Below are 25,748 nucleotides of genomic sequence, written 5' to 3'. Positions count from 1 at the left end.
TGTCAGGCATGGCCCCCGGGTCGTACCCTTGTTTTGGCTCACTCAAGTCGGCGCATGTCGCGGTACATCGATTTCAAGTAGTCGGAGAAGTCCTCGACATAGCTTTCGTGTTCTCGACGCCATGTGTCGAGGTCGGACTGATTCACGGGCTCCCCCAGCACCACGGACAGATGCTGGGCCAAGAAGTCGTCATCCTGTTGCGGAGTGAAGGTCACCGCCTTGTTGCTTGAGATATCGAACCTACGGATCAGGTCGAGGCGGAGCGTCTTGTAGAGGAATGAGCCCACAGGGAATCGCAGCGACTCGGGCATCTCCAATGAACGTGACCGGGGACTGTCATACCAGGAGACGTATACAGAGTCGTCGAACATTTCATACCTGTAGACCGCTGTGTCTTCGACGTACAGCAGGTCCACCGGGCAAAAACTGCGGTAGTCGAAGAGTGAGACCACGCTGAGGATAAGTTCATGGCGCAGGTCGCTTTCGAGTTGCTGCATATCTCTACCCTGGGATCGGCCCCATGGTGCCCTGTCCGCTGCACGCCGTTGGATTGCCCTGGGGTCGCCGGGGCTCAGCATGGCGACCTTGACCTGCTGAGGATAATGGTTCGATTCGCGAAGCCGCGCTGCCACATATCGCGCGCTGGGTCCGCGAAAAGCGTAGAATCTTGTTTCCTCAAGGCTGCGAGTCATGTCGACGTTGAATCGGTCACCGTATTCGGCGTTCTTCGGGTCGAGCGGAGGGTAAAGCGCGTCCGGGAGGAATTCCGTATTACCCTGCGCCACTGTTGCCGTGAGTTTGACGGAGAAGTCTTTGTAGGTTTTCGTCATCTCGCCCGAGTAGGCTTTGAAGCTCTCTTCCAGCGACTCGTTAAGGCTTCTCTCTTGAACGCGTCCGCTCAACCAGGAGAAGATAACGGCAAAGATGACACTGGCGATCAAGTTCAGTCCGAGATTCGCCAGAATTTGACGACTCGTCAGGCTGTGGTCAAGATTCACGAAAACGATGCCCACGACCAGGATGGCCAGACTCGCCGTCGCGAACGCGTAGTCGGCCAGGTTCCTGCGGATGTTTCGCCGACTCGCCGTCATACGTCCTCCCGTTGCCGGCTTCCGTCCCGGTACGACCAAGCTCATGAGCGAAAAGGCGCCTCAGAGTGTACGTCAGGCGGCGTCGGGCCGGGCGGATCACATAGACCGAACACACCTGAGATCAAGGGTGAGTTGGTCCTGGTCGACTACGGGACCGACGGCTGAGGTTCACACCTGACTCGGCCGGCCTCGCGCTTTCGCGAAAGAAGAGCCCTCGCTCCCGGCGGCCGTCGATGCTCTGGCGCAGGGGACGCCCCCGGTGTCTGCGCAACGGGTCTACGGCGCCGTGGAACTACGGCTGCGTGCGGGCCAGTTCTTCCAGTGCTGTGTGGCCCACGTGCGGTGCGCTCATGGCCAGCCAGCCGTGGCCGCGTATCTCGGCGTCGGCGTCAACCGGGCGCGGGTGCACGGACAGGTACTCGCACGCCTCCATGGCGTCGGCGGTGCCTTCGTCGGGCTCGGCCTCGTCGAACTCCGGGTCGAAGTCCTCGTCGTCGACGGCCAGCGTTTCCCACGGCAGGGGCTCGCCCACCCACTCGGGATTGCTCTCCAGCGCGTACCGGCGCCGGATGCGGCCGGCTTCGGCGACCGCCCAGATGTCCGCTCCGCCCGCGAAGTCTTCATAGAACATCTGCGCCTCGCCGCAGTGCGCACTCAGCCGTTCCACGGCCCCCGTCATGTCGTTCCAGCCCCGGCCGATGACGCTGTCGAGGTTGCCGAATATCAGCCGCCAGCCGTCGATTTCAGGAGTGACGAAGACGGGGTCGGCGTTCGGCCGGGCAGGCAGGCCGGCCACGTCGAGTCCTTCGCGGAAGGTGACCGGGACCCGGTCGTGGAGGTCCAGCGCCGCGAACAAGCCCTCGTAGCTCTCGCCGGGCACCGCGTACCACCAGCAGGTCGGGAGATGGAACGGCGGTTTCTCGCCGCCTGCCTTGAGCAGAGCGCGGCGCGCCAGCAGCTTCCGGTCCCGCTCGCCCAGGCAGTCGGTGAAGCCGGCCCGCAGCAGGGTGCCGAGTCGGTTCTCGCTCATGCTCCAGGAGCTTACGGCGCACCACTGACATTCTCCGCAGCAGGCAGCAGGCAGCAGGCAGCAGGCAGCAGGCAGCAGGCAGCAGGAGTAGGTAGTAGAGGGCAGAGGCGGTCGGCCGGTCCGTCCTGCGTGCTCAGCCGCCGTTCGGTGGTACGAGTCCCGGGTGTTGCAGCGCCAGGCCGTCCACCAGGGCCCGCAGCCCGGTCTCGAACGCTCCCTCGTCCACCTGCCGTTGATGCTCCGCGAGCAGATGGGCCTGGCCCAGATGCGGATAGTCGGCGGGGTCGTAGGCGCTCGGGTCGTCCACGAAGCCGCGGGCGAAAGAGCCCAGCGCGGAGCCGGCGACGAAGTAGCGGACCATCGCACAGACCCTGGTGGCCTGGGCGGGCGGCCAGCCCGCCTCGACCATGCCGCCGAACGCCGCGTCGGCCATCTTCAGTCCGGCGGGGCGGCGCCCTGGCCCCTGGGCGAGGAACGGCACGATGTGCGGATGGGCGGCGAGCGCCGCGCGGTAGGAGCGGGCCCAGTCGAGCAGCCCGGCGCGCCAGTCCTCGCCCGTCTCCAGCGCCGACACATCGACCTGGGCGATGACCGTGTCGGCCACCGCGTCGAGGATCTCGTCCTTGGTCGTGAAGTGGTTGTAGAGGGAGGGCCCGCTCACCCCCAGCTCCGCCGCCAGTCGCCGGGTGGAGAGCGCCGGCAGCCCTTCGGAGTCGATGAGCGCCAGCGCCGTGGAGACGATGCGTTCGCGGCTCAGCAGGGGCTTACGGGGTCGGGCCATGAGGCACATAGTAGGGGCCCTCCGAGGAAAACTAGCAGTGCTCATTAAGCGCTCCGGCCCGGCCCGCCCGCACCCCGCGGGGCCCTAAGCGCTTGCTCAGCGGCGCGATATGGTGTTCGATCCGTCAGAGGAGGGTCCCTGGCGGATCGAGGAGCGGGGTACGCGATGGGTGCGGCGGCGAAGCGGGCCGAAGAGGAGAACCAGGAGTGGGCCGGGGTGACCCCGGACGCCGCGCGGCGCCTGGTCAGCGCCGCCGTCGAGGCCTTCGCCGAGCGTGGCTACCACGCCACCACCACCCGTGACATCGCCGGCCGCGCCGGTATGAGCCCGGCCGCCCTCTACATCCACTACAAGACCAAGGAAGAGCTGCTGTACCGCATCAGCGGCATCGGCCACGAGAAGGCGCTGCGCATCATGGAAGCCGCCGCCGAGGCCGAGGGCAGCGCCACCGAGCGCCTTCGCGACGCCGTGCGGACCTTCGCCCGCTGGCACGCCGAGCACCACACCACCGCCCGGGTCATCCAGTACGAGCTCCAGGCGCTGAGCCCCGAGCACTACACCGAGATCACCGGTCTGCGCCGCCGTACGGACCGGGTGCTGCGGCAGATCATCCAGGACGGTGCGGACAGCGGGGAGTTCCAGGCCGACGACGTGCCGGGCACCACCCTCGCGGTGCTGTCGCTGTGCGTGGACGTCGCCCGCTGGTTCACGGCCCAGGGCCCGCGGACACCCGACGAGGTCGGCACCCTCTATGCCGACCTCGTGCTGCGCATGGTGGGTGCGCCGGTGGACCGGGCCGCCGCCCGCGAGGGGTAGAACGGCCCGCTTTCCGGAACGGGCCGGCCGGGCGCGGGCGTCGGGAGCCGCGTGTCCCGCGGTCCGCCCGGCCGTCGCCCGGCTACAGGTAGAAGCGGCTGACCGACTCCGCGACACAGACCGGCTTGTCGCCGCCCTCGCGCTCGATGGTCACGACCGTGGCGAGCTGGACGCCGCCGGGCACCTCGGTCACCTCCGCGATCCTGGCGGTGGCGCGCAGTCGTGAGCCGACCGGGACGGTGGCGGGGAAACGGACCTTGTTGGTGCCGTAGTTGATGCCCATCTTCACGTTGTCGACCCGCATCAGCTGCGGTACGAAGGCGGGCAGCAGAGACAGCGTCAGATAGCCGTGCGCGATGGTGGTGCCGAAGGGGCCGGCCGCGGCCTTCTCCTGGTCCACGTGGATCCACTGGTGATCGCCGGTGGCCTCCGCGAACAGGTCGATCCGCTTCTGGTCGATCTCCAGCCAGTCGCTGGTGCCCAGCTCCTCACCGACTGCGCCGCGCAGTTCGTCGAGCGATCCGAACACTCGGGGCTGTGCCATTTTCGTCCGCCTCCTCGGGATCCATCCGCCGCTGTGCTGCACCGGCCGATGCTTACTAAGCGCTTGCTCAGCATGCTGAGTGCAGGGCCCGCTGTCAACGGTCGGCGAGCCCGGAGGCCGGGAGGCCACCCCCAAGGGTCGCCTAGGGTTGAACCGTGCCCCAGCTTCCGTACAAGGTTCATGAGCTCACCGTCGGCCAGCTCTCCGCGCGCAGCGGTGCCGCGGTGTCCGCGCTGCACTTCTACGAGTCCAAGGGGCTGATCAGCAGCACCCGGACGGCGGGCAACCAGCGGCGCTATACCCGTGACGCGCTGCGCCGGGTCGCGTTCGTGCGGGCGGCGCAGCGGGTGGGGATCCCGCTCGCGGTGATCCGTGACGCGCTGGCCGAGCTGCCCGACGAGCGCACGCCCAACCGCGCCGACTGGGCCCGGCTCTCCGCGCTCTGGCGCGCCGAACTGGACGAGCGGATCACCCAACTCGTCGAGCTGCGCGACCGGTTGACGGACTGCATCGGCTGTGGCTGCCTCTCGCTGGAGACCTGCGCACTGTCCAATCCGTACGACAACCTCGGTGAGCAGGGGCCCGGCGCGCGACGGCTGCGGGTCGACCGGAGCGTCAAGGACCCGGACGGGGCGCAGCAGCGCGCGGGCGGCGAGCAGCGGCATCCGCGGGTCCGGTCCGGTGAGCGGGACGAGCAGGGCTGCTGTCCGGACGACGAGCCGTGAGCGCGGGTGCGCCCGCCCCGGTCGTGGTGCCCCACGGCTCAAAAGCGCCCGCCCCACGGCAGGGCGGGCGCGGGTGATGCGGCTGCGTCACCACATGGCCGGGGTGCGGTCCGCCCACGGGCGGGCCTGCTCCAGCTGTGCCGACAGCGCGATCAAGGTGGCCTCGTCGCCGTAGCGCCCGGCCAGCATCACCCCGATCGGCAGCCCCTCGGCGTTCCACTGCAGCGGGACGTTCACCGCGGGCTGGCCGGTGGCGTTGTAGAGCGCGGTGAACGGTGTGAAGGCGCCGATGGCGGCGAACTCGGCTTCCGGATCGGCGTCGTTGCGCAGCGCGCCGACCGGCACCGGGGGCGCGGCCAGCGTGGGCGAGAGGATCACGTCATAGCCGGTGCCCGGCGGCATCAGGCCGTCCGCGATGGACTGGGCGAGGAGCCGGAACGCGTACATCGAGCGTGCGAAGTCGGGACCGGAGACCTCGGCGCCGCGGGCGCGCAGTGAGCGGGTGAGCGGCATCAGCAGCTCCTCGCGCTCCGGGGGTACGGGGCGGCTCGCGGCGAGCACCGACCAGACACGGGTGAAGGCGAGCAGGATGCCGTCGTCGGCCGGCAGGGACAGCTCCTCGACCTCGTGGCCGAGCGCGGTCAGCAGGGCGGCGGTGTCGGTGGTGGCGGTGCGGCAGTCGGAGTGGACCTTAAGGCCGGGGACGGGCGGCTCGGTGAGGCAGGCGATCCGCAGCCGTCCGGGGTCGCGGCGGGCGTGGGTGGCGAAGGTCTCGCCGGGCGGCAGCGGCGGCGCGGCGAACGGATCTCCGGGCATCGCGCCCGCCATGACGTCCAGCAGGGTGGCCGCGTCCGCGACCGTACGGGCCAGTGGTCCCGAGGTGGCCAGGCCGGAGATGTCGTGGAGCAGCGGGCCGCCGCTGATCCGGCCGCGGCTGGGCTTGATGCCGAACAGCCCGCAGACGGAGGCCGGGATACGGACCGAGCCGCCGCCGTCGCTGGCGTGCGCGAGCGGTGCCAGGCCGCCGGCCACGGCCGCGGCCGCCCCGCCGCTGGAGCCGCCCGCCGAGCGCTCCGGGTCCCACGGGGTGCGGGCGGGCGGCGCCAGGTCGTTCTCGGTGTAGCACGGCAGCCCGAATTCGGGGGTGTTGGTCTTGCCGAGCAGGATCGTGCCGCCCGCCCGCAGCTTGTGGACCACATGGTCGTCGACGGTCGGCACATGCCCGGCCAGCGCCCGGGAACCCATCGTGCAGCGCACCCCGGCGACCTGGTTGAGGTCCTTCACGGGGACGGGGACGCCGTGCAGCGGCGGGAGCGCACGGCCCTCCCGGCGGGCCGCGGTGGCCTCGCTCTCGGCGTCCGAGGCCTGCTTGCGGGCCGTCTCCGGGGTGCGGGTGAGGAACGCGCCGAGTGAGTCGTCGAGCCGCTCGATCCGCGTCAGATAGTGCTCGGTGAGCTCCACGGGGGAGAGCTCACCGGACCGGATCTTCCCGGCCTGTTCGAGCGCGGTCAGATCGTGCAGGTCGGCCATGGACGCCAGCCTCTCCTCAGGGTGCCCGCACGGCCCTGGTGCCGTACGGGCGGGAGGGCCGACGCCGGCCGGGCGCGATGCCGGTGCGGGGACGGCCCGTGAACAGTTGTTTCAGGTGGAGGGGTGGCTCGTAAAGGAGGCCATGGGGGAGGGGGATGCCCGCCCGGGCCGGACGAGAGCGCGCCTGGGCCGGACGAGGGCGGACGGGAGGGCGGCGCCGCCCGTTCGCCCCCCGCCCCGGCCCCGGTCAGGCCGCCGCGAACGCCCCCGCCTCGTGCACCCGCACCCGGCCCGCCGTGGTCAGCGCCTCGTGCGTCAGCACGGACAGCGGGGCCAGCACCCCGCACTGCCGGCAGGCCGGCCCGGGTGCCGGTGCGTCCACCGCATCCGGGAGCCAGGCGAAGCGGGTGCCGCCGCACACCGGGCAGTCGTGGCGCGGCCGCCCCGCTTCCATGGCCACGATCATGCGGCGCAGCACCACCGCGAGGCGGGCCGCGGGGTGGCGCTGCGGTGACTCGCACGGCACGATGTCGCAGCCGCCCCAGGTCCGCCGGTGCCATTCGTCGATCGCGCCGGGCTGCCGGATGCCGTCGTGTTTCTCCTTGCGGCGCCGGGTGGCGAACTCTTCCTCGTACGCGAGCCAGAGCGTGCGGGCCTCTTCCAGCTCGGCGAGCGCGGCCATCAGCCGCTCCGGATCGGGGTCACGGTCCTGGGTCGCGATACCGGCCCGGGTGCACAGATGGTGCCAGGTCGCCCGGTGCCCGTAAGGGGCGAAGCGTTCAAGGCACTTGCGCAGGGCCGTGCGCCGCTGGGCCGCGACGAGTCGTGGATTGCGGACCTGTTCTGCGAGGGCTCTGAAACCGGCCATTTCATCCCACCTCCGTGGGGAGGATCCGACTGAACGGAGATGGGACGTAGTCGATCACCAACTGGATCCCTCGAACTTTCTTGCGGTTTCAGGGTGATGTTCCGGCTTTCCGGGGCGGCTCCGGCGCAAACTCCCGGCGCAAGAACAAAAGTTGACTGTTGTTCATCTTCCGGTCAGGGATAACCGGCGGTAACGTCCCGCCCGCCCTCCCCCTCGCTCGTGACGGGCAGGGGACCCCCAGCGAGGAGCAGGAATGCGACGACGTACCGGAAGGCTCAGGACTGCCGCCGCGGCGGCCCTGTTCGCCTTGGGTGCCATGCTCTTGGCACCGCCCCCCACCGCGGCCGCGGCCGCCGCACCGAACGACGACTACTGCCAGGGCCAGTGCGCCGACATCCTGCCGCCCGGCGCCACCGGCAACGCCACCTTGGTGGAGATCCTCGGCAACAAGCTGTTCGGCACCCACCCCGAGCACTCCACCGACCAACTCGGCCCGTACGGCGCGCTGGCGAGCGGCTACCAGTCGCTCACCGACGACACCCTCACCACGTTCTTCAACGACGCCTCCTTCGGCGTCCCCCAGGACCAGGTCGGCAAGGTCACCGCGCCCCGCAACGACGTGACCATCACCCGGGACAAGAAGACCGGGGTGCCGCACATCAAGGGCACCACCCGCTACGGCACCGAGTTCGGCGCCGGCTACGCCGCGGGCCAGGACCGGCTCTGGCTGATGGACCTCTTCCGCCACATCGGCCGCGGCGAACTGACCTCCTTCGCCGGCGGCGCCCTCGCCAACCAGGGCCTGGAGCAGCAGTTCTGGCCGCAGGCGCCGTACACCGAGGCCGATCTCCAGGCCCAGGTCGACAACATCCGCGATTCCAACGGCGAGCGCGGCAAACTGGCCATGCAGGACGCCCAAGCCTACGTCGACGGCATCAACGCCTACCGCGAACAGTCCAAGAACGGCCGCTACTTCCCCGGCGAGTACGTCCTCACCGGCCATGTCGACGCCCTCACCAACGCCGGTGAGATCCAGCCCTTCAAGCTCACCGACCTGATAGCCCTGGCCTCCGTCGTCGGCGGGCTGTTCGGCAACGGCGGTGGCGGCGAGGTGCCCTCGGCCCTCGCGCTGCTCTCCGCCCAGCAGAAGTACGGCGTCGAGAAGGGCACCCAGGTCTGGGAGTCCTTCCGGGAGCGCAACGACCCCGAGGCCGCCAAGACCCTGCACGACGGCAGCAGCTTCCCGTACGCGGTCAAGCCGGCCAAGGCCAAGGGCACCGCACTGCCCGACCGCGGCTCGGTCACGGCCGAGCCGCTGGTCTTCGACCGCACCGGTGCGGCCACCGTCAAGAGCGGGACACCGCCGCGGGACCCGGTCAAGGCCCCGAAGAAGTACAGGAAACTGGAAGGCCTCTTCAAGGACGGGGTGCTGCCCAAGGGGAGCTTCGACCCCACCCAGCACCGTGGGATGTCCAACGCCCTGCTGGTCTCCGGCAAGCACTCCGCGAGCGGCCACCCGGTCGCCGTCTTCGGCCCGCAGACCGGCTACTTCGCGCCGCAGCTCCTGATGCTCCAGGAGATCCAGGGGCCCGGCATCAGCGCCCGCGGCGCCTCCTTCGCCGGCGTGGGGATGTACGTCCAGCTCGGCCGCGGCCAGGACTACGCCTGGAGCGCCACCTCCGCCGGCCAGGACATCACCGACACCTACGCCGTGGAACTGTGCAACGCGGACGGCTCCGCGCCCACCAAGGACTCCACCTCCTACCGCTACCGCGGCGCCTGCGTCCCCATGGAGAAGCTGGAGCGCACCAACTCCTGGAAGCCCACCGTCGCCGACCCGACGGCGGCCGGTTCCTACCGGATGCAGGTCTTCCGGACGAAGTACGGGACCGTCACCCACCGCGCCACCGTCGACGGCAAGCCCGTCGCCTACACCGCGCAGCGCTCCACCTACCGTCACGAGGCCGACTCGATCATCGGCTTCCAGATGTTCAACGACCCGTCCTACGTCCGCGACGCCAAGACGTTCCAGCAGGCCGCCGAGCACATCGGCTACGCCTTCAACTGGTTCTACGCCGACTCCCGTGACATCGCGTACTACAACAGCGGCCTCAATCCGGTCCGCAACCCCGACGTCGATCCCGCACTGCCCATCAAGGCGGAGGACGCCTACGAGTGGAAGGGCTACGACCCGGACACCAACACCACCGACTACACCCCGCCCGCCCAGCACCCGCAGTCCGTCGGCCAGGACTACTACATCTCGTGGAACAACAAGCAGGCCAAGGACTACGACTCGGCCGGCTTCGGCAACGGGTCGGTGCACCGCGGCAATCTGCTGGACGACCGGGTGCGCGCACTGACCGAGAAGGGCGGGGTGACCCGGGCCTCGCTGACCCGCGCCATGTCCGAGGCCGCCGTCACCGATCTGCGCGGCGAGGACGTGCTGCCCGAACTCCTGCGGGTCCTGGGCAGCAAGCCCGTCACCGACCCCCAGCTGAAGACCGCGGTCCAGCAGCTGGAGGCCTGGCACAAGGACGGTGCCCAGCGCCGCGAGACCGCCGCGGGCTCGCACACCTACACCCACCCCGACGCCGTACGCCTGATGGACTCCTGGTGGCCGCTGATGATCGACGCGGTCTTCAAGCCGGGGCTGGGCGGCGATCTCTATGACGCGCTGCGGGCCAATCTCGGCATCGACGAATCCCCGTCGGCCGGTCACGGCCCGACCGGGGCCCACGCCGGATCGGCCTTCCAGTACGGCTGGTGGAGCTACGCGGACAAGGATCTGCGGTCGGTGCTCGGCGACCAGGTGGCCGGCCCGCTCGCGCAGCCGTATTGCGGCAACGGTGACCTGTCCGCCTGCCGCGACACGCTGCTGGCCACGCTCCGGCAGGCGGCCGGGAAGACGGCCGGGCAGGTCTACCCCGGCGACGACAGCTGCAAGGCCGGCGACCAGTGGTGCGCGGACGCGATCATCCACCGCGCGGTGGGCGGTCTGACCCACGACACCATCAGCTGGCAGAACCGGCCGACCTACCAGCAGGTCGTGGAGTTCCCGGCACACCGGTAACACCGGTAACACCGGCAGAGGGAGCACGAACGGCCAGGCCCCGGGGCATCACCACCGCCCCGGGGCCTGCGCGCGCCCGCCGGTTGCCCCGCCGTCCCCTCTCCCGTGACGGGAAGCGCGAACTCCGGTACCGGGAAGCGCGAACTCCCCTACCGGGAAGCCCGACTGGCCTCCGGGCCGGAATTCCGCGGGGGTTATGCTGCAGGGTTCGGAAGTCCAGGGAAATGGGAAAGCGAGGCATGGCCTTGTCAGGTCCGCAGCAGTACCCGACGGAGCTGCTGGATACCACCATGGACCAGCTGCGCACGCTGATCGTCGTCCACGAGGCGGGCACCGCGCTGGGCGCCGCGCGGCGGCTGGGCCGCGAACAGTCCAGTGTGCAGAAGCAGTTGGACACCATGAACCGCACCTTTGCCGCGCTGTGCGGCGAGGAACTGGTCCTCAAGCAAGGACGGGGCCGGGACGCCCTGTTCACCGCGACCGGCGAGGCGCTGGTCGAGCTGGCGCGGCGCACGCTGGGGGAGTGGTCGGACGGCGTGCGCGACGCCCGCCGCCGGCTCGGCCGGACGCTGTCCGTCGGCACCACCCGCTACACCCTCGGTTTCCTGCTGGACGCGGTGGAACGCGTCGCCGAGGACTATGAGCGCGACGACGTCGATCTGAAGGTCACCCATGTCCGCACCGGAGACCTCTTCACCAAGCTGCGCACCAAAGAACTCGACCTGGTCTGCGGCAGCGTCGTGGTCACCCAGGGCGACGAAGCGGAAGTGCTGGCTCCGTACGAGGTCATGGAGTGGCGGCGCAGCGGGCTCTCCCTGCTGACGAACCTGCCGCCGGAACGGCTCCCCGGCACCTCCTTCGGCGCCCACGACCTGCCCCGGCTGCCGCTGGTCGTCTCGACACGCGGCCTGATCAGCCGTTTCCTGACCTCCTGGTACGGCCCCGACTACCGGAACAAGCTGTCCGTGGCGGCCGAGATCGAGGCCGCGCACTACGGCTTCGAACTGCTGCGGTCGGGAGTGGTCAGCGGGGCGATGCTGGTCACCCGGGGCATCGGGGAGGCCGCCGCGGACGGCCGCCTCCCGGAAGCCGGCGGGCTGCGCACCCTGGAGATCGTCGGGGAGGTGGGCCCCCGGACCGAGGTGCTGGTCGGCGTCTTCACCCGCCGCGGCGAGCGGGACTCCTACGCCCCCGGCCACCCCCTCAACCTCCTGTGGGAGGCGCTGTCCAGGGAGAGCGGGCGATGGTGGCTGAGCTCGTGAGCGCGCGGCGTCACCGGCGCCTCAGACCAGGTCCCGCTCCCGGGTCTCCGGCAGCGCCAGCACGCACAGCAGCGAGACGACCGCCATCGCGCTGACGTACCAGCCCACCGAGGCCGATCCGTACGCCGACTGGAGCCGGGTGGCGACCAGCGGGGCCACCGCGCCGCCGAGGACACCGCCCAGGTTGTAGGCCAGCGAGGCGCCCGAGTACCGCACCCGCGTACCGAACAGCTCCGGCAGATACGCGCCCATCGGGCCGTACACCACACCCATGCAGAACAGCGCGCCGCCGATGCCGAGGGCGATCAGCACCGGCGCCCCGGTGTCCAGCAGCGGGAAGAGCACCAGCCCCCACACGACCGCGAGGGCGCTGCCGGCGAGGATCAGCTTGCGGCGCCCGGCGCCGTCGGAACGGGTGGCGGCGAGCCAGGTCCCGGCGGCCAGGAACAGGCAGGCGACGAGGGAGAGCCCCAGCATGGTGTTGCGGGAGATGCCGAGGGTGGCGGTGGCGTAGGACAGGCAGTAGGTCGTCGCGGTGTAGAAGAGGCCGTACGCGACGATCATGCCGCCCGCGCCCAGCAGCAGTTCGCGCGGATGACGGCGCAGCACCTCGACGGCGGGCACCTTGCTCGCCTCCTGGGCGTCCAGCACCTTCGCGAACACCGGCGTCTCACTGATCTTCAGCCGTACGAACAGCCCCACGCCGACCAGCAGGAACGACAGCAGGAACGGCACCCGCCAGCCCCACGAACAAAACGCCGCGTCATCGAGCACGGACGACAGCAGCCAGAACACCCCGGTCGCCGCGAAGAACCCCACGGACGGGCCGAGTTGCGGGAAGGCCGCATACAGCCCCCGGCGCCTGCGCGGCGCATGCTCGACCGCGAGCAGCGCGGCCCCGCCCCACTCGCCGCCCAGGCCGATGCCCTGCAGGAAGCGCAGCACGAGCAGCAGCAACGGCGCCCAGACGCCCCAGGCGCCATAGCCCGGGAGCAGCCCCACGCACGCCGTCGAGAGCCCCATCAGCAGCAGCGAGACGACCAGCACGGATTTGCGGCCCACCCGGTCACCGAAGTGGCCGAAGAGCACCGAGCCCAGCGGCCGTGCGGCGAACGCCACCGCGTAGGTGGAGAAGGACGCGAGGGTGGCGTTGACCGGGTTGAGCGTCGGGAAGAACGCCTGGTTGAGGACGAGCGCGGCGGCCGTCCCGTAGATGTAGAAGTCGTAGAACTCGATGGCCGTCCCGATGAACGAGGCCACCGCCACCCGGCGCAGGCTCTCACCGCCGCCGGCCTCCCCCGCCGTCTTCGGCGGAGCGTCTGCTGATCCCTGTGCTGCTGTCGCGTCGCTGCTCACCAGCGCACTTTCCGGCCCGGTGGAGCGGCCGGTCAAGAGCGCAGCGGGCCCGTCTCGGTTCGTGAGACCGGGGCGGGCCCGGACCGCCGTCGGCCCAACGCCCCTACGCGTAGCGCAAATAGGGCTTCCGCAGTGCGCGGAAGCGGGCGAGGTTCTCCCGCCAGGCGGTGACGATCTCGTCCGTCCCCGCGCCCGCGTCGATCATCTTCCGGACGGTCGACGAGCCGGTCAGCCGGTCGATGCCGTTGTCGGGACGCCAGGCGAAGCCGCTCCAGACCCGCTTCGCGGTCACCAGGAGGCCGATGCCGGTACGTACCGGGTCGAACGCCTCGCGGTCGTGGACGTGCAGCTGGACGCCCCCGATCGTCTTGCCCTGGAACTTGGAGAAGGTGGGGGCGAAATAGGCCTCCCGGAAGTGGACGCCGGGCAGGTCCAGTTCGGTGGCGGCCGCGGCCCAGCGGCGGTCGATGCCCTCCGCGCCCAGCAGCTCGAAGGGGCGGGTGGTGCCGCGCCCCTCGGAGAGGTTGGTGCCCTCGAAGAGGCAGGTGCCGGAGTAGACCAGGGCGGTGTCGGGCGTGGGCATGTTGGGGCTCGGCGGCACCCAGGGCAGGCCGGTGGCGTCGAAGAAGTCGGTGCGCCGCCAGCCGGTCATCCGCACGGTCTCCAGCTCCACCGGGCGCCCGGCCGCCTGCGGCACGAACTCGCCGTTGAACAGCAGCGCCAGTTCCCCCGCCGTCATCCCGTGTGCCTGCGCGATCGGCTCCCGGCCGACGAACGAGGCGTACGCCTTGTCGAGCACGGGGCCGGTGGCCGAGCGGCCGGTGACCGGATTGGGCCGGTCGAGGACGACGAAGCGCTTGCCGGCGAGCGCCGCCGCCACCATGCAGTCGTACAGCGTCCAGATGTAGGTGTAGAAGCGCGCGCCCACGTCCTGGATGTCGAAGACGACGGTGTCCACACCGGAGGCGCCGAAGATGCCGGCGAGTTCCCTGCCGCTCTTGTTGTACGTGTCGTAGACCGGCAGTCCGGTGGCCGGATCGTCGTAGCGGCCTTCGGAACCGCCGGCCTGCGCGGTGCCGCGGAAGCCGTGTTCGGGGCCGAAGACGGCGGTCAGCCGCACCCGTTGGTCGGCGTGCATCACATCCACGATGTGCCGCAGGTCGCGGGTGACGCCGGTGGGGTTGGTGACGATGCCCACCGTGCGGCCGTCCAGCAGGCGGTAGCCGTCGGCGGACAGCCGGTCGAAGCCGGTGTGCACCCGCCGGCCGCCGCCGTGCGCGGGTCCCGCCGCCTGCGCGGGCCCCGCGCCCGTGGCCAGTGCCGCACCGGCCGCGCCGGCCGTCGCCAGCCGCCCGAGCAGAACGCGTCTCGACAGAGCCATCCGCACACCTCCGTGATCAGGAATCAACCGGGTACGTGTCGTGTGCACGCTAGCCCGCTCCGGGGCGCGGCGGAACGGACTCGGCGGGCGCGGCGGGACGGACTCGGCGGGCGCGGCCAAGACTCCTCCGTAGGGACGCGGCGGGTGCGGCGCGGACTCTTCCGCACGGACCCGGCGCCGGTTCGGCAAGGGCTCTTCCGCCGGGACATACCGACTGGTTAGTCTGCCTCCGTCGCATCGACCCGACCGAGGGAGACCCAGGGTGGCAGCCGTACGGGACAAGACCGTTGTCGTGACCGGGGCGGGCGGGGGGATCGGCGCCGCGCTGGCCCGCCGGTTCGCCGCCGAGGGCGCCCGGGTCGTGGTCAACGATCTCGACGAGGCCAAGGCGGCGAAGACCGCCGGGGAGATCGGGGCGATCGCGGTCGCCGGAGACGCCTCCGCCGTCGTCCCGGCCGCACGGGCGGCGCTCGGCGGCGGTATCGACATCTTCTGCGCCAACGCCGGGGTGGGGACCGGCGGCGGGCCCGAGGCGTCCGACGAGGACTGGACGCTGGCCTGGGACGTCAACGTCATGGCACATGTCCGGGCCGCGCGGGAGCTGCTGCCCGAGTGGCTGGAGCGCGGCAGCGGGCGCTTCATCTCCACGGTCTCCGCCGCCGGCCTGCTCACCATGGTCGCCGCCGCCCCGTACAGCGTCACCAAGCACGGCGCCTACGCCTTCGCCGAATGGCTCTCGCTGACCTATCGGCACCGCGGCATCGACGTCCACGCCATCTGCCCGCAGGGCGTCCGCACCGACATGCTGGCCGCCACCGGCGCCGCCGGGGACCTGGTCCTGACGCCCACGGCCGTGGAACCCGAGGACGTCGCCGACGCCCTGTTCGCGGCGATGGCCGAGGGCCGCTTCCTGGTCCTGCCGCACCCCGAGGTCGCGGACTACTACACCGCGCGGGCGGCGGACCCCGACCGCTGGCTCGGCGGGATGAACCACCTCCAGCGGAAGTTGGAGCAGGCCGAGGGCGGCCGCTCGTAGGGCCACCCGCCGGCGCGGGGTGACGGGGCCGGCCCCGGCCCGGCGCGTCACCGCACGTCACCGCCACCCCGCGTCACCCGGGCGTTTCCCCCGCAGGGATGATTCAGGCGATCAGGAAGAAAGGGCCGCACCCCGATGACCTCCTACCAGGACATGCCGTGGCTGGCACAGCTCACCGACGCCCAGCGCGCCCCCGTGCAGCCGCCCCCTTCGACACTGCACGCCTTCCGCGCCGCGGTCGGCCGCGTCCCCGACCGTACGGCGCTCGCCTACTTCGACGGCCGGCTGTCCTACGCGGAGACCGACGCGCTCTCCGACGGCATCGCCGCGCACCTCGCCGAGCGCGGCTTCCGGCGCGGCGACCGGGCCGCGGTCATGCTGCAGAACACCCCGCACTTCGTGCTGGCCCTGCTCGGCGTGTGGAAGGCCGGCGGGGTGGTGGTACCGGTCAACCCCATGTACAAGTCCGCCGAAATGCGGCACATCCTGGACGACGCCGAGGTCACCGCCGTCATCTGCGCCGACCGCACCTGGGACGGCTTTCTGCGGGCCACCGCCGCCGGGGCGCCGTCCGTACGGATCGCGCTCACCGCCTGGGAACGGGACCTGCAGACCCGGGACGACCGGCGGGTGCTGCGCGGTGACCGGCTCGGCCCCCAGGAGGGCGCCGACGACCTGCTGACCGTCGCCCGCACGGCGATGGGGGCACCTCCCACGCCCTCAAGGCAGTGGGGGAGGATACGCGCCGTGCCCACCGACCCGGAGCTCACCGCCGACGACCTCGCGCTGATCAGCTACACCTCCGGCACCAGCGGCACCCCCAAGGGAGCCACCAACACCCACGGCAACGTCATCTACAACGCCGAACGCCAGCGCGCCGGCCTGGGCCTGCCCGACGGTGCCACCTACTTCGCCCTCGCCCCGCTCTTCCACATCACCGGCATGGTCTGCGAACTGGCCGCCTGCGTCGCCAACTCCGGCACCCTCGCGCTCGCCTACCGCTTCGACGCCGGCGTCGTCCTGGACGCCTTCCTGGAGCACCGCCCCGCCTATACGGTCGGGCCTTCCACCGCCTACATGGCGCTGATGGCCCACCCCGAGGTCACCCGCGACCACTTCGCGTCCTTTTGGACCATGTCCTCGGGCGGTGCGCCGCTGCCGCCCGCCCTCGTCGAGAAGTTCCGCACCGACTTCGGGCCGTACCTCCACAACGGCTACGGCCTGACCGAGTGCACCGCCCCCTGTGCCAGCGTCCCGCCGGGCCGCGAGGCACCGGTCGACAAGGTCTCCGGCACGCTCGCCGTGGGCGTCCCCGGCCCCGACACCCTCGTGCGGATCACCGACGAGAGGGGCCGCGACCTCCCGTTCGGCGAGCAGGGCGAGATAACGGTCCGCGGCCCCCAGGTCGTCCCCGGCTACTGGCGCCGCCCCGACGCCACCGCCGAGGCCATCCCGGACGGCGAGCTGCGCACCGGTGACATCGGTTTCATGGACGCCGGCGGCTGGCTGTACGTCGTCGACCGCAAGAAGGACATGATCAACGCCTCCGGCTTCAAGGTCTGGCCCCGCGAGGTCGAGGACGTCCTCTACAGCCATCCGGCGGTGCGCGAGGCGGCGGTCGTCGGGGTGCCCGACGCCTACCGCGGCGAGTCTGTCAAGGCCTATGTCAGCCTGCGCCCCGGCACGTCCCCGGAACCCGCCGAGCTGGCCGCTTACTGCAAGGAACGGCTCGCGGCGTACAAATATCCCCGTGCGGTGGAGATCCTGGCCGAGCTTCCGAAGACCACGAGTGGCAAGATCCTCCGACGGGAGCTGCGCCACCGCGCATGACGAGCACGAAGGACAGGTGAGGGCGATGGCCGGCACGAAGGACGGCAACGGCAACGGCGGTGCGAAGCCGGTGGCCCAGCGGCTGCTGGCCACCGCCACCAGGCTCTTCGCCGAGCAGGGCTACGACCGCACCTCCGTCCAGGAGATCGTCGATGCGGCGGGCGTCACCAAGGGCGCCCTCTACCACTACTTCGGTTCCAAGGAGGATCTGCTCCACGAGGTCTACGGCCGGGTCCTGCGACTCCAGCAGGAGCGGCTGGACCACTTCGCCGGCGCCGACGCGCCGGTGGAGCAGCGCCTGCGGGACGCCGCCGCCGATGTGGTCGTCACCACCATCCAGAACCTCGACGACACCAAGATCTTCTTTCGCTCGATGCACCAGCTCAGCCCGGAGAAGGACAAGCAGGTACGTGCCGAACGGCGCCGCTACCACGAGCGGTTCCGGGCCCTGGTCGAGGAGGGCCAGCGCACCGGCGTCTTCGCCGCCGACATCCCCGCCGACCTGGTTGTGGACTACCACTTCGGCTCCGTGCACCACCTGGGCACGTGGTACCGCGAGGACGGACCGCTCAGCCCGCAGCAGGTCGCCGATCACCTGGCGGACCTGCTGCTGCGTGCCCTGCGGCCGTAGGGGGCGCCGCCCTTCTCCGGCGCGCACCACACGCCGCGTGCGCCGCCCGTACCGGCCGGCCGCGGTGTTCCGTTGGCCACATGTGCGGGGGTGACGTTCCTCACACACCCTCACCCTGCGTATCGGACCGGCCACATCGAGGCGGTCCGGGCCGCCTCCCGGCGCGTCCCCGCGGGCCTTCACCGCATCTTCAGGAATTTGTTGGATTGCGCGCAAGGCCTGCGGGAATGCGCTCCCGGGCAAGGACACTCAAGGGGTGGTTACGGCTCGGGGCTGTCCTCATCCGCCGTCCGTAACTTACGGTATCGATAGTTCTGCTATCACTACCGATGTGGGTGGCCTTGTGGCTGAAGTGACGCTGTTTCTCCGGGAGTACGCACGAACGCGCCGGGAGGTGGGCGCGATTGCTCCGAGCAGTCCCCGGCTCGGCAAGGCCCTGACCCGCTACCTGGTCCCCAGCCCCGGCCGCTCCCGCGCGGTCCTGGAGGTGGGGCCCGGCACCGGCGCCGTGACCCGCCACATCGCCGACGCGCTCGGCCGCGAGGACACCCTCGACCTGGTCGAGGCCAACCCGCGCTTCGTCGACATCCTGCACGGCGCCTACGGCAGCGACCCCCGGCTGCAGTTCCTCACCGGCCTGGTGCAGGAGCACGAACTCGGCACCTACGACACGATCGTCTGCGGCCTGCCGTTCGCGAACTTCGACGCCCCGACCACCACGGACATCTTCGACCGGCTGCTCGGCGCCCTGCGGCCCGGCGGCACGCTCTCCTTCTTCGGCTACGTCGGCGGGGCCACGGTCCGCCGCACGTTCAGCGGCCCGGCCAACCGGGTCCACGCCCTCGACGGCCAGAACGCGCTGCGCCGCATACTCGACCGGCACACCTTCCGTACCGAACTGGTGCTGGGCAACCTGCCGCCGGCCCGGGTGCATCACCTCGTGCCGGCCGGCGTGCCCGCTCAGAGCGTCTGAGACCGCTCCCGCACCCGCCGGGCCACGTCCTCCTGGGCGATACGCCGCAGTGCGGCCATCGCGGTGTCGCCCAGTACGGTCCCGAGCACCGCACCCTCGATCTGGGCGTCGAGGCTCGGGACCCCGTCGAACGCCGCCAGCTCGGCGGCGGCCAGCGACCCGGCGGCTTGCGCATACCGGTCGAGCAGGCCCAGCAGCTCGCTCTGGTCGAGCTCGTGGTAGGCCACCACGACCTGCACCAGCGTCCGCCACCCCGGATTCTCCGGCCGCACCGCCCAGTCGTGCCGGCGCACCAGCTCCGCGACCTCGCGCTCGGCGCGCTGCCACATCTCGTCGGTGCCCCGCTCGGTGGCCACCTTGCTGACCGCCGACTGCGCGGTCCCGAGCATGCCCTGCGGGGTGGTGCCCGGAGAGTCGATGCCGGCCAGTACCTCGGCGGCCGCCGCGATGGACAAGCCGCCCACTTCGGTCAGCGCCCGGATCAGCTTCAGCCGCCGGATGTGCGATTCGGCGTACTGGACCTGGTTCGGACTGATGCGCTCGCCCGGGGGCAACATGCCTTCCCGGGTGTAGTACTTGATCGACGGAACCGGCACCCCGGTCCGCCGCGCCAGTTCTCCGATACGCATCCCCCGAGGATAGCCGTGGGGGCCGCACGGCCGGGGCCCGCTCCGACGGGTGGACAAGGGGCCCGGCTCGCGGACGTACGCAGGCCGTGCCCGAGGTCCCCACCCCCTCGGGCACGGCTGCGGTACCGGGGCCGCCCCGGGCCGTCGGGCCTACAGGTAGCGCTTCAACTCGCGGCGCGCCAGCGACCGTTGGTGCACCTCGTCGGGGCCGTCCGCCAGCTGGAGCGTGCGGGCGCCGGCCCACAGCTCCGCCAGCGGGAAGTCCTGGCTGACGCCGCCCGCGCCGTGCAGCTGTACCGCCTTGTCGAGGATGTCCACGACGGTGCGCGGGGTGGCGATCTTGATGGCCTGGATCTCGGTGTGCGCGCCCTTGTTGCCGACGGTGTCCATCAGCCAGGCGGTCTTCAGCACCAGCAGCCGCAGCTGCTCCACCGCCACCCGGGCGTCCGCGATCCACTCCTGCACCACGCCCTGCTGGGCCAGCGGCTTGCCGAACGCCGTACGGGTCACCGCACGGCGGCACATCAGCTCGATGGCGCGCTCGGCCATGCCGATCAGCCGCATGCAGTGGTGGATCCGGCCGGGGCCGAGCCGCGCCTGGGCGATGCCGAAGCCGCCGCCCTCCTCGCCGATCAGATTGCTCGCCGGCACCCGTACGTCGTGGAACACCACCTCGGCGTGGCCGCCGTGGTAGTGGTCCTCGTAGCCGTAGACCTGCATGGCGCGCTTGACCTCCACGCCGGGGGTGTCCCGCGGGACCAGGATCATCGACTGCTGGCGGCGGAGGTCCGGGCCGTCCGGGTCGGTCTTGCCCATCACGATGAAGATCTGGCACAGCGGGTTCATCGCGCCGGAGATGTACCACTTGCGCCCATTGATAACGTAATCGTCGCCATCCCGCGCGATATGCGTCTCGATGTTGGTGGCGTCCGACGAGGCCACCTCCGGCTCGGTCATCGCGAACGCCGACCGGATCTCACCGGCCAGCAGCGGCGCCAGCCACTGCTTCTGCTGCGCCTCGTTGCCGAACTGCGCCAGCACCTCCATGTTGCCGGTGTCCGGTGCCGCGCAGTTCAGTGCGGTGGGCGCCAACTGGGGGCTGCGGCCGGTGATTTCGGCCAGCGGAGCGTACTGGAGGTTCGTCAGCCCGGCGCCGTGCTCCGCGTCCGGCAGGAAGAGGTTCCACAGCCCCTGCCGCCGGGCCTCGGCCTTCAGCTCCTCGACGATCGCCGGGGTGTCCCACGGTGAGGCGAGCGCGGCCCGCTGCTCATGGGCGGTCCGCTCGGCCGGGTACACGTGCTCGTCCATGAACGTCAGGAGCCGTGCGCGCAGTTCCTCGGTCCGGGCGTCGTATGCGAAGTCCATGGGTGCCTCAGCCTTCCTTGAGGGTGGTGAGTCCGTGGTCGATGAAGACGGGGACGAGCTCGCCGATCCGGTCGAACCCGGCGCCGACGGTCTGGCCGAGCGTGAAGCGGTAGTGGATGCCCTCGAGGATCACGGCGAGCTTGAACCAGGCGAACGCCGTGTACCAGGCGATGGCGGAGGTGTCCCGGCCCGAGCGGGCGGCGTAACGCTCGATCAGCTCGCCCGGCGAGGGGTGCCCGGGGGCGCTGCTGGTGGTGCTCACCGGCGACTGCGGCAGGCCCAGGTCCGAGCTGTACATCGCCAGCAGGCCGAGGTCGGTCAGCGGATCGCCGAGCGTGGACATCTCCCAGTCCAGGACGGCCTTGAGGGTGTCGTCGGACCCGATCAGGACGTTGTCGAGGCGGTAGTCGCCGTGGACGACGGCCGGGGCGGGCGAGGCGGGCAGCGCCCGGCCCAGCCTCTCGTGCAGCTCGTCGATCCCGGGCAGGTCACGGTTCTTCGACGCACTCAACTGCTTGCCCCAGCGGCGCAGCTGGCGCTCCAGGAAGCCCTCGGGGCGGCCGAAGTCGCCGAGCCCGACCGCCTCGGGGTCCACCGCGTGCAGGTCCACGAGCGTATCGACCAGGGAGAGCACCACGGCCCGGGTGCGCTCGGGCCCGAGCGGGGCCAGCTGGCCGGCCGTGCGGTAGGGCACGCCCTCGACCAGCTCCATCACATAGAAGGGTGCGCCGATGACCGACTCGTCCTCGCACAGCAGCAGCGCCTCGGGCACCGGCACCGGTGTCTCGTGCAGGGCGCTGATGACCCGGTGCTCGCGCCGCATGTCGTGCGCGGTCGCCAGCACATGGCCGAGCGGCGGCCGCCGGACGACCCAGGAGGCGGCGCCGTCGGTGACGCGGTAGGTGAGATTGGACCGCCCGCCCTCGATCAGCCGGGCCCGCAGCGGGCCGCCGGCCAGCCCCGGCCGCTCCCGGCCCAGATGCTCGCGCAATCGCTCCAGGTCGAGGCCGGGAGGATCCTCCTGGCCCTCGGGCTGCGGGGGAGGGGTGCCCTTGCTCATCGTGCTCCTCCGTACGGAGTGGACGGTCGGTCGGCCGATCGGTTGCAGCACGATCATGCCGACTAGTCGGTATGGCGTCCAGTGCCGGGCCGTGGGGCGTGGGTCACGCGGGGATTTTCCGCCACGCTCGCGGTCCCGGACGCGCCCGGCCTCCCCTCAGGCCTCCGCCCGCACGGCCGTGGTCAGGCGTGACACGCCATCGGCACCCCGCCGTTCATCACCGTCATATCGGCGAACCCGGCCACCACGTCGAGCGGCGCCCCCGGCGCGGTGCCCGCCAGCTCCGCGTACGCCCGGTGCAGGTTCGCCACCAGCCGCTCGCTCTCGGCCAACTCCGCGAACGGGCCGAGGTCCGCCTCCCGGGCCACCTCCAGCGGCGTACGCCCGGCCGCCCGGCCCTCCTGCGCCAGCCGGCCGACGAACCGCAGGTAGCGCTCGATGCCGTCGTACACCTCGGGGCCGGTCACCGGGCCGTGCCCGGGGACGACGGTGACCGCGTCCAGGGTGCGCAGCAACTCCAGTGCCCGCAGCGATCCGGTCAGCGACCCCATGAAGACGAACGGGGTGCCGCCGTGGAAGACCAGGTCCCCGGCGAAGACGATGCGCTGCCGGGGCAGCCAGACGACGGTGTCGCCGGTGGTGTGGGCCACGCCGGGGTGGATCAGCCGCACCTCGATGTCCCCGACGTGCAGGGCCAGCTCGTCGGTGTAGGTGACCTCGGGCGCCGTCAGACGGATGTCGCCGTACGCCACCTCGGGCCACACCGCGTGCAGCTGCTGCCCGGCGGCCAGCAGCTCACGGCGGCAGGAGGCGTGCCCGATGACCGTCGCCTCGGGCGCGAAGACGCAGTTGCCGTAGGTGTGGTCGCCGTGGTGGTGCGTGTTGACCACCATGCGGGGCGTGGGCGCGCCGCTCTCGGCGATCCGGCGGCGCAGCAGGCGCGCCCGGCGCTCGGTGGCGGCGGTGTCCACGACCAGGGTGGCGTCCCCGTCGGTGACGAAGCCCGCGTTGTTCAGGCACCAGCCGCCGTCCGGCTGGATGAAGGCGTGGACCCCGGCGGCCAGTTCGGTGAGGTAGGGCTCGGGGGTCGGTGCCGCCGAGGCGTGTGCTGCCGGGGTCCGTGCCGGCGTGTCCCGTGCTGCCGAGTCGTCCATGCGGGTGTGTCCCCTCGTCCGGTGGTCTCTCATGTCCCGCTGCCGGGGCGGGAGTCGGTCCCGACCCGGGACGGCGGGGGTCGCGTCACCGTACCTCTGCCGCCCGCCGTGGTGGCGCCGGACCCCGGCGCCGCACCCCGGCCCCATGCCCTGGCTCAGGCTCCGGCTCAGTGCCCCGGCCGTACCAGGATCACCGCGCCGCACAGCGCCAGCCCGAGGGTGCAGCCGACCAGCAGCAGGGCCGTCCGCGGGGGCAGGCCCGGCGGCCGGCCGGTGAGCATCGCCCGCATCCGCCGGTGCGCGAGCGCCACGAACGCGCTCCACAACAGGCCGGTCAGCGCCGCCAGAGCCACCTCCACCGGCCCGGGGGCGGCGCTGTGCAGCAGCTGACGGGCGGCCAGCACCGCCAGCGCCGTGGCGGACAGCGTGGTACGCCGCCACGCCAGCCGGGTCCGCTCCGGCTGCAGCCCGGGGTCCCGGTCGGGGGCCGCACGCGGCGGCCCGGCGCCCGGGGGCGCTTTGCCCGTCATCGGCTAGCTGGTCCGGCCCAGGAGGACCAGCACGACCACCGCCACCGCCAGGACGCCGACGCTCAGCGCCAGCGCCGTGGGGAAGCGGCTGACCGGCAGGTCCTCGCCGCGCCGCATCGCACGCTCGCAGCGCACCCAGTGATTGACCGCCCGCAGCGCACACAGCGCGCCGCCCACCAGCAGGACGACGGTGCAGGTCACCCGCAGCCCCTGGTGCAGCCGGGGCAGGAACTGGTCCACCGCGAAACCGCCGCCGACCAGCGCCAGCCCGGTGCGCAGCCAGGCGAGAAAGGTGCGCTCGTTGGCGAGCGAGAAGCGGTAGTCGGGGGTCGTGCCCTCCTCGCGGACCCGCGCGGGCGAGAACCACAGCCGTACGGCAGCGCCGGCCGACCGCAGTGCCTCGGTAAGGATCATGGCCGAAACCCTATCGGCCGGCCGGTGCCCTGCCCGGGGCGCATCAGACTTCCCCCGCCTCCCGCCGGGCCAGCAGCTGCCGGTACGCGGCGAGCCCGTCCGGCGTCCACGGCCACTCGTCCAGCCGCCGGGCCAGCTCCTCCTCGGTCAGGAACGCGAACCAGTCGATCTCCGACTCCTGCGGGGCGACCGGCAGGGTGCAGCGCACCTCGTAGACCGCGGACCACCAGGTGTGCTCGGCCGTCTCGTAGAGGAACTTGAACAGCGGCCGGGGCGGCTCCAGCCCCTGGACGCCCAGCTCCTCCTCGGCCTCGCGCAGCGCCGCCCGGTCGTAGCTCTCGCCGGTGCCGAGCACCCCGCCGACGAACATGTCGTAGTGCGAGGGGAAGACGAGCTTCTGCGGGGTGCGGCGGTGAACGAAGATCCGATCCGCCTCGTCCCGGGCGAGGACGAAGGCGCAGCGGGTGCGCATCCTGCGGGCGTAGGTCTCACCGCGGGGGGCCTGCCCCACGACCTGATCGTTCTCATCGACGACGTCGAGGATTTCGTCCGCGTTGAGCGGTTGCTGATCGGTCATGGCAGCCATGCAACCACCCGGGACCCGGGCACGGCCCATCGGGCGACGGTTTCCCGGCGGCGGTCTGCGCGCGTGTCCGCCACCGCGGGGGAGCGCCCGGGACGCCCTCCTCAGTGCGGCTGCAGCTCCCGTACGTCCTCGCGCCGGCCGGACCCCGGCGGCATCGCCGGATGGCTGCCGATCAGCACGATGCCCGCGACGACGGCCACGATCCCGGCCACCTCCCACGCCAGCGCCCCCGGCGTCACCCGCAGCTGGTCACCGAGGAACCCCACCCCGCAGGCGATGCCGGCCAGCGGCTGGGCGGCGGTCAGCGCGGGCAGCGAGAGCCGCAGCGGCGCCGACTCGAAGGCGCTCTGAACGAGCACCAGCGCCAGCACACCGAGCACCACGATGGCGTACGGCTGCCAGCTGGTGACCAGGGCCGACCAGCCGCCCTCGCCGAAGTGCTCCCCGCTGATCCGGGTCAGCGCGTCCTGCAGCCCGTAGATCAGTCCCGCCGCGATCCCCAGCAGGGCGGCCTCCAGGCTCACATGCACCCGCTCGCGCTTGGCGACCGCCGCCAGCAGCAGCGCGGTGCCCAGCACCATGCCCATGATCAGCCACTGCCACAGATGATCCGTGCTGCGCTGTCCGCCCTGGGGGCGCCCGGCCACGATGAAGGCCGTCACCCCGCCCGCCAGCAGCCACAGCCCGGCCCAGCCGCTCCGGCCGAGCCGCTGCCGGGTCAGCCGCCGCGACAGCGCCATCGCGAACAGCAGGTTGGTGGCCAGCAGGGGCTCCACCAAAGTGATGTCGCCCATCCCCAGCGCCATCGCGCCGAGCGCCATCCCGACCACCATCAGACCGATACCTGCCAGCCACAGCGGCATCCGCACCAGATCGAGCAGCAGCCGCACCGAGAGGTAGTCCTTCATCGGGGCGTGCTGTGCCGCGGCCTGCTGAAACACGAAACCGAGTCCCAGACAGCAGGCCGCTCCAAGGGCGAGCAGTATCACCGTCACGTCGCACCTCGTATCGGGGGCGGGGGATGCGCCTGAGGATAGTCACCAGGCGGCGGGCGTGGCGTGGCCCTCGTCACCGACCATTCTC

At 71.5% G+C, this 25,748-nt stretch carries 24 protein-coding genes; 8 read left to right on the top strand and 16 right to left on the bottom strand.

Features of this window, described 5'->3' with window-relative positions; translation table 11 throughout:
• Window positions 1-38 precede the first annotated feature (38 nt).
• From CFW40_RS06925 to CFW40_RS06915, 3 genes are all read right to left on the bottom strand, one after another.
• Complete coding sequence (locus tag CFW40_RS06925; RefSeq protein WP_088796954.1) at window positions 39-1,091, bottom strand: hypothetical protein; 1,053 nt, start codon at window positions 1,089-1,091, stop codon at window positions 39-41.
• A gap of 292 nt (window positions 1,092-1,383) precedes the next feature.
• Window positions 1,384-2,121 (bottom strand): hypothetical protein, encoded by a 738-nt coding sequence (locus CFW40_RS06920; protein ID WP_088796953.1) that lies wholly within the window; start codon window positions 2,119-2,121, stop codon window positions 1,384-1,386.
• A gap of 133 nt (window positions 2,122-2,254) precedes the next feature.
• Entirely contained in the window at window positions 2,255-2,902 is a 648-nt protein-coding gene (locus tag CFW40_RS06915; protein WP_088801947.1) for a TetR/AcrR family transcriptional regulator, read from the bottom strand.
• Between the two features lie 165 nt (window positions 2,903-3,067).
• Between CFW40_RS06915 and CFW40_RS06910 the strand changes: the two genes are divergently transcribed.
• Window positions 3,068-3,718, top strand: a complete 651-nt coding sequence (locus tag CFW40_RS06910; RefSeq protein ID WP_088796952.1) for a TetR/AcrR family transcriptional regulator — start codon at window positions 3,068-3,070, stop codon at window positions 3,716-3,718.
• A gap of 82 nt (window positions 3,719-3,800) precedes the next feature.
• Here CFW40_RS06910 and CFW40_RS06905 read toward each other — a convergent pair whose 3' ends face one another.
• Window positions 3,801-4,262 (bottom strand): MaoC family dehydratase, encoded by a 462-nt coding sequence (locus CFW40_RS06905; protein WP_088796951.1) that lies wholly within the window; start codon window positions 4,260-4,262, stop codon window positions 3,801-3,803.
• 155 nt (window positions 4,263-4,417) lie between these two features.
• On the opposite strand from CFW40_RS06905, the gene soxR reads away from it, so the two are divergent.
• Entirely contained in the window at window positions 4,418-4,987 is a 570-nt protein-coding gene (soxR, locus tag CFW40_RS06900) for a redox-sensitive transcriptional activator SoxR (protein WP_256331562.1), read from the top strand.
• Window positions 4,988-5,074: 87 nt separating this feature from the next.
• Here the strand turns inward: soxR and CFW40_RS06895 are convergent, their stop codons facing one another.
• Window positions 5,075-6,517 carry an amidase gene (locus CFW40_RS06895; RefSeq protein ID WP_088796950.1) on the bottom strand — a complete coding sequence of 481 codons (1,443 nt, stop codon included), beginning with the start codon at window positions 6,515-6,517 and terminating at the stop codon, window positions 5,075-5,077.
• 247 nt (window positions 6,518-6,764) lie between these two features.
• Complete coding sequence (locus CFW40_RS06890) at window positions 6,765-7,385, bottom strand: hypothetical protein (RefSeq protein WP_088796949.1); 621 nt, start codon at window positions 7,383-7,385, stop codon at window positions 6,765-6,767.
• 253 nt (window positions 7,386-7,638) lie between these two features.
• On the opposite strand from CFW40_RS06890, the gene CFW40_RS06885 reads away from it, so the two are divergent.
• Both CFW40_RS06885 and CFW40_RS06880 read left to right on the top strand, forming a co-directional pair.
• Window positions 7,639-10,458, top strand: coding sequence for a penicillin acylase family protein (locus CFW40_RS06885; protein WP_088796948.1), 2,820 nt, complete (start codon window positions 7,639-7,641; stop codon window positions 10,456-10,458).
• Window positions 10,459-10,697: 239 nt separating this feature from the next.
• On the top strand, window positions 10,698-11,720 hold the full coding sequence (locus tag CFW40_RS06880; protein WP_088796947.1) for a LysR family transcriptional regulator: 1,023 nt from the start codon (window positions 10,698-10,700) through the stop codon (window positions 11,718-11,720).
• A gap of 21 nt (window positions 11,721-11,741) precedes the next feature.
• On the opposite strand, the gene CFW40_RS06875 is transcribed toward CFW40_RS06880, so the two are convergent.
• Window positions 11,742-13,076 carry an MFS transporter gene (locus CFW40_RS06875; protein WP_256331564.1) on the bottom strand — a complete coding sequence of 445 codons (1,335 nt, stop codon included), beginning with the start codon at window positions 13,074-13,076 and terminating at the stop codon, window positions 11,742-11,744.
• A gap of 103 nt (window positions 13,077-13,179) precedes the next feature.
• Entirely contained in the window at window positions 13,180-14,457 is a 1,278-nt protein-coding gene (locus CFW40_RS06870) for an exo-beta-N-acetylmuramidase NamZ domain-containing protein (protein WP_088796946.1), read from the bottom strand.
• Between the two features lie 262 nt (window positions 14,458-14,719).
• Here CFW40_RS06870 and CFW40_RS06865 point away from each other — a divergent pair, with 262 nt between their 5' ends.
• The 4 genes from CFW40_RS06865 (at window position 14,720) to CFW40_RS06850 (ending at window position 18,927) form a co-directional block, all read left to right on the top strand.
• The gene (locus CFW40_RS06865) at window positions 14,720-15,493 is read left to right on the top strand and encodes an SDR family oxidoreductase (protein ID WP_088796945.1); all 774 of its coding nucleotides are present in this window, start codon (window positions 14,720-14,722) and stop codon (window positions 15,491-15,493) included.
• Window positions 15,494-15,628: 135 nt separating this feature from the next.
• Window positions 15,629-17,323 (top strand): AMP-binding protein, encoded by a 1,695-nt coding sequence (locus CFW40_RS06860; protein WP_088796944.1) that lies wholly within the window; start codon window positions 15,629-15,631, stop codon window positions 17,321-17,323.
• A gap of 25 nt (window positions 17,324-17,348) precedes the next feature.
• The gene (locus tag CFW40_RS06855; RefSeq protein WP_088796943.1) at window positions 17,349-17,954 is read left to right on the top strand and encodes a TetR/AcrR family transcriptional regulator; all 606 of its coding nucleotides are present in this window, start codon (window positions 17,349-17,351) and stop codon (window positions 17,952-17,954) included.
• A gap of 352 nt (window positions 17,955-18,306) precedes the next feature.
• On the top strand, window positions 18,307-18,927 hold the full coding sequence (locus CFW40_RS06850) for a class I SAM-dependent methyltransferase (protein WP_088796942.1): 621 nt from the start codon (window positions 18,307-18,309) through the stop codon (window positions 18,925-18,927).
• Here the strand turns inward: CFW40_RS06850 and CFW40_RS06845 are convergent.
• The 8 genes from CFW40_RS06845 to CFW40_RS06810 form a co-directional block, all read right to left on the bottom strand.
• Entirely contained in the window at window positions 18,915-19,556 is a 642-nt protein-coding gene (locus CFW40_RS06845) for a MerR family transcriptional regulator (protein ID WP_088796941.1), read from the bottom strand. The genes CFW40_RS06850 and CFW40_RS06845 overlap by 13 nt on opposite strands.
• 150 nt (window positions 19,557-19,706) lie before the next feature.
• Window positions 19,707-20,921, bottom strand: a complete 1,215-nt coding sequence (locus CFW40_RS06840) for an acyl-CoA dehydrogenase family protein (RefSeq protein WP_088796940.1) — start codon at window positions 20,919-20,921, stop codon at window positions 19,707-19,709.
• A 7-nt stretch (window positions 20,922-20,928) separates the two neighbouring features.
• Window positions 20,929-21,981 (bottom strand): phosphotransferase family protein, encoded by a 1,053-nt coding sequence (locus tag CFW40_RS06835; RefSeq protein WP_088796939.1) that lies wholly within the window; start codon window positions 21,979-21,981, stop codon window positions 20,929-20,931.
• Between the two features lie 182 nt (window positions 21,982-22,163).
• Window positions 22,164-23,135: an MBL fold metallo-hydrolase gene (locus CFW40_RS06830; RefSeq protein WP_088796938.1), complete on the bottom strand. Its 972-nt coding sequence runs from the start codon at window positions 23,133-23,135 to the stop codon at window positions 22,164-22,166.
• 167 nt (window positions 23,136-23,302) lie between these two features.
• Complete coding sequence (locus CFW40_RS06825) at window positions 23,303-23,665, bottom strand: DUF202 domain-containing protein (protein WP_088796937.1); 363 nt, start codon at window positions 23,663-23,665, stop codon at window positions 23,303-23,305.
• A 3-nt stretch (window positions 23,666-23,668) separates the two neighbouring features.
• Window positions 23,669-24,079: a YidH family protein gene (locus CFW40_RS06820; protein ID WP_088796936.1), complete on the bottom strand. Its 411-nt coding sequence runs from the start codon at window positions 24,077-24,079 to the stop codon at window positions 23,669-23,671.
• 43 nt (window positions 24,080-24,122) lie between these two features.
• Window positions 24,123-24,656, bottom strand: a complete 534-nt coding sequence (locus tag CFW40_RS06815; RefSeq protein WP_176956559.1) for an NUDIX hydrolase — start codon at window positions 24,654-24,656, stop codon at window positions 24,123-24,125.
• Window positions 24,657-24,766: 110 nt separating this feature from the next.
• Window positions 24,767-25,660 carry a DMT family transporter gene (locus CFW40_RS06810; RefSeq protein WP_088796934.1) on the bottom strand — a complete coding sequence of 298 codons (894 nt, stop codon included), beginning with the start codon at window positions 25,658-25,660 and terminating at the stop codon, window positions 24,767-24,769.
• Window positions 25,661-25,748 lie beyond the last annotated feature (88 nt).

Source organism: Streptomyces sp. 2114.4 (assembly GCF_900187385.1).
GTDB lineage: Bacteria > Actinomycetota > Actinomycetes > Streptomycetales > Streptomycetaceae > Streptomyces > Streptomyces mooreae.
Note: the sequence above shows the minus strand (reverse complement) of the source record. Positions and strands in the feature narration are given on the sequence as shown.

Excerpts from the sequence above, each read along its gene's own strand:
- CFW40_RS06840 (WP_088796940.1), bottom strand. The coding sequence starts at position 20,921 with ATGGACTTCGCATACGACGCCCGGACCGAGGAACTGCGCGCACGGCTC.
- CFW40_RS06915 (WP_088801947.1), bottom strand. The coding sequence starts at position 2,902 with ATGGCCCGACCCCGTAAGCCCCTGCTGAGCCGCGAACGCATCGTCTCC.
- CFW40_RS06855 (WP_088796943.1), top strand. The coding sequence starts at position 17,349 with ATGGCCGGCACGAAGGACGGCAACGGCAACGGCGGTGCGAAGCCGGTG.
- CFW40_RS06895 (WP_088796950.1), bottom strand. The coding sequence starts at position 6,517 with ATGGCCGACCTGCACGATCTGACCGCGCTCGAACAGGCCGGGAAGATC.
- CFW40_RS06890 (WP_088796949.1), bottom strand. The coding sequence starts at position 7,385 with ATGGCCGGTTTCAGAGCCCTCGCAGAACAGGTCCGCAATCCACGACTC.
- CFW40_RS06845 (WP_088796941.1), bottom strand. The coding sequence starts at position 19,556 with ATGCGTATCGGAGAACTGGCGCGGCGGACCGGGGTGCCGGTTCCGTCG.
- CFW40_RS06830 (WP_088796938.1), bottom strand. The coding sequence starts at position 23,135 with ATGGACGACTCGGCAGCACGGGACACGCCGGCACGGACCCCGGCAGCA.
- CFW40_RS06820 (WP_088796936.1), bottom strand. The coding sequence starts at position 24,079 with ATGATCCTTACCGAGGCACTGCGGTCGGCCGGCGCTGCCGTACGGCTG.
- CFW40_RS06885 (WP_088796948.1), top strand. The coding sequence starts at position 7,639 with ATGCGACGACGTACCGGAAGGCTCAGGACTGCCGCCGCGGCGGCCCTG.
- CFW40_RS06920 (WP_088796953.1), bottom strand. The coding sequence starts at position 2,121 with ATGAGCGAGAACCGACTCGGCACCCTGCTGCGGGCCGGCTTCACCGAC.
- CFW40_RS06925 (WP_088796954.1), bottom strand. The coding sequence starts at position 1,091 with ATGACGGCGAGTCGGCGAAACATCCGCAGGAACCTGGCCGACTACGCG.
- CFW40_RS06905 (WP_088796951.1), bottom strand. The coding sequence starts at position 4,262 with ATGGCACAGCCCCGAGTGTTCGGATCGCTCGACGAACTGCGCGGCGCA.
- CFW40_RS06870 (WP_088796946.1), bottom strand. The coding sequence starts at position 14,457 with ATGGCTCTGTCGAGACGCGTTCTGCTCGGGCGGCTGGCGACGGCCGGC.
- CFW40_RS06910 (WP_088796952.1), top strand. The coding sequence starts at position 3,068 with ATGGGTGCGGCGGCGAAGCGGGCCGAAGAGGAGAACCAGGAGTGGGCC.
- CFW40_RS06835 (WP_088796939.1), bottom strand. The coding sequence starts at position 21,981 with ATGAGCAAGGGCACCCCTCCCCCGCAGCCCGAGGGCCAGGAGGATCCT.
- CFW40_RS06860 (WP_088796944.1), top strand. The coding sequence starts at position 15,629 with ATGACCTCCTACCAGGACATGCCGTGGCTGGCACAGCTCACCGACGCC.
- CFW40_RS06825 (WP_088796937.1), bottom strand. The coding sequence starts at position 23,665 with ATGACGGGCAAAGCGCCCCCGGGCGCCGGGCCGCCGCGTGCGGCCCCC.
- CFW40_RS06815 (WP_176956559.1), bottom strand. The coding sequence starts at position 24,656 with ATGACCGATCAGCAACCGCTCAACGCGGACGAAATCCTCGACGTCGTC.
- CFW40_RS06880 (WP_088796947.1), top strand. The coding sequence starts at position 10,698 with ATGGCCTTGTCAGGTCCGCAGCAGTACCCGACGGAGCTGCTGGATACC.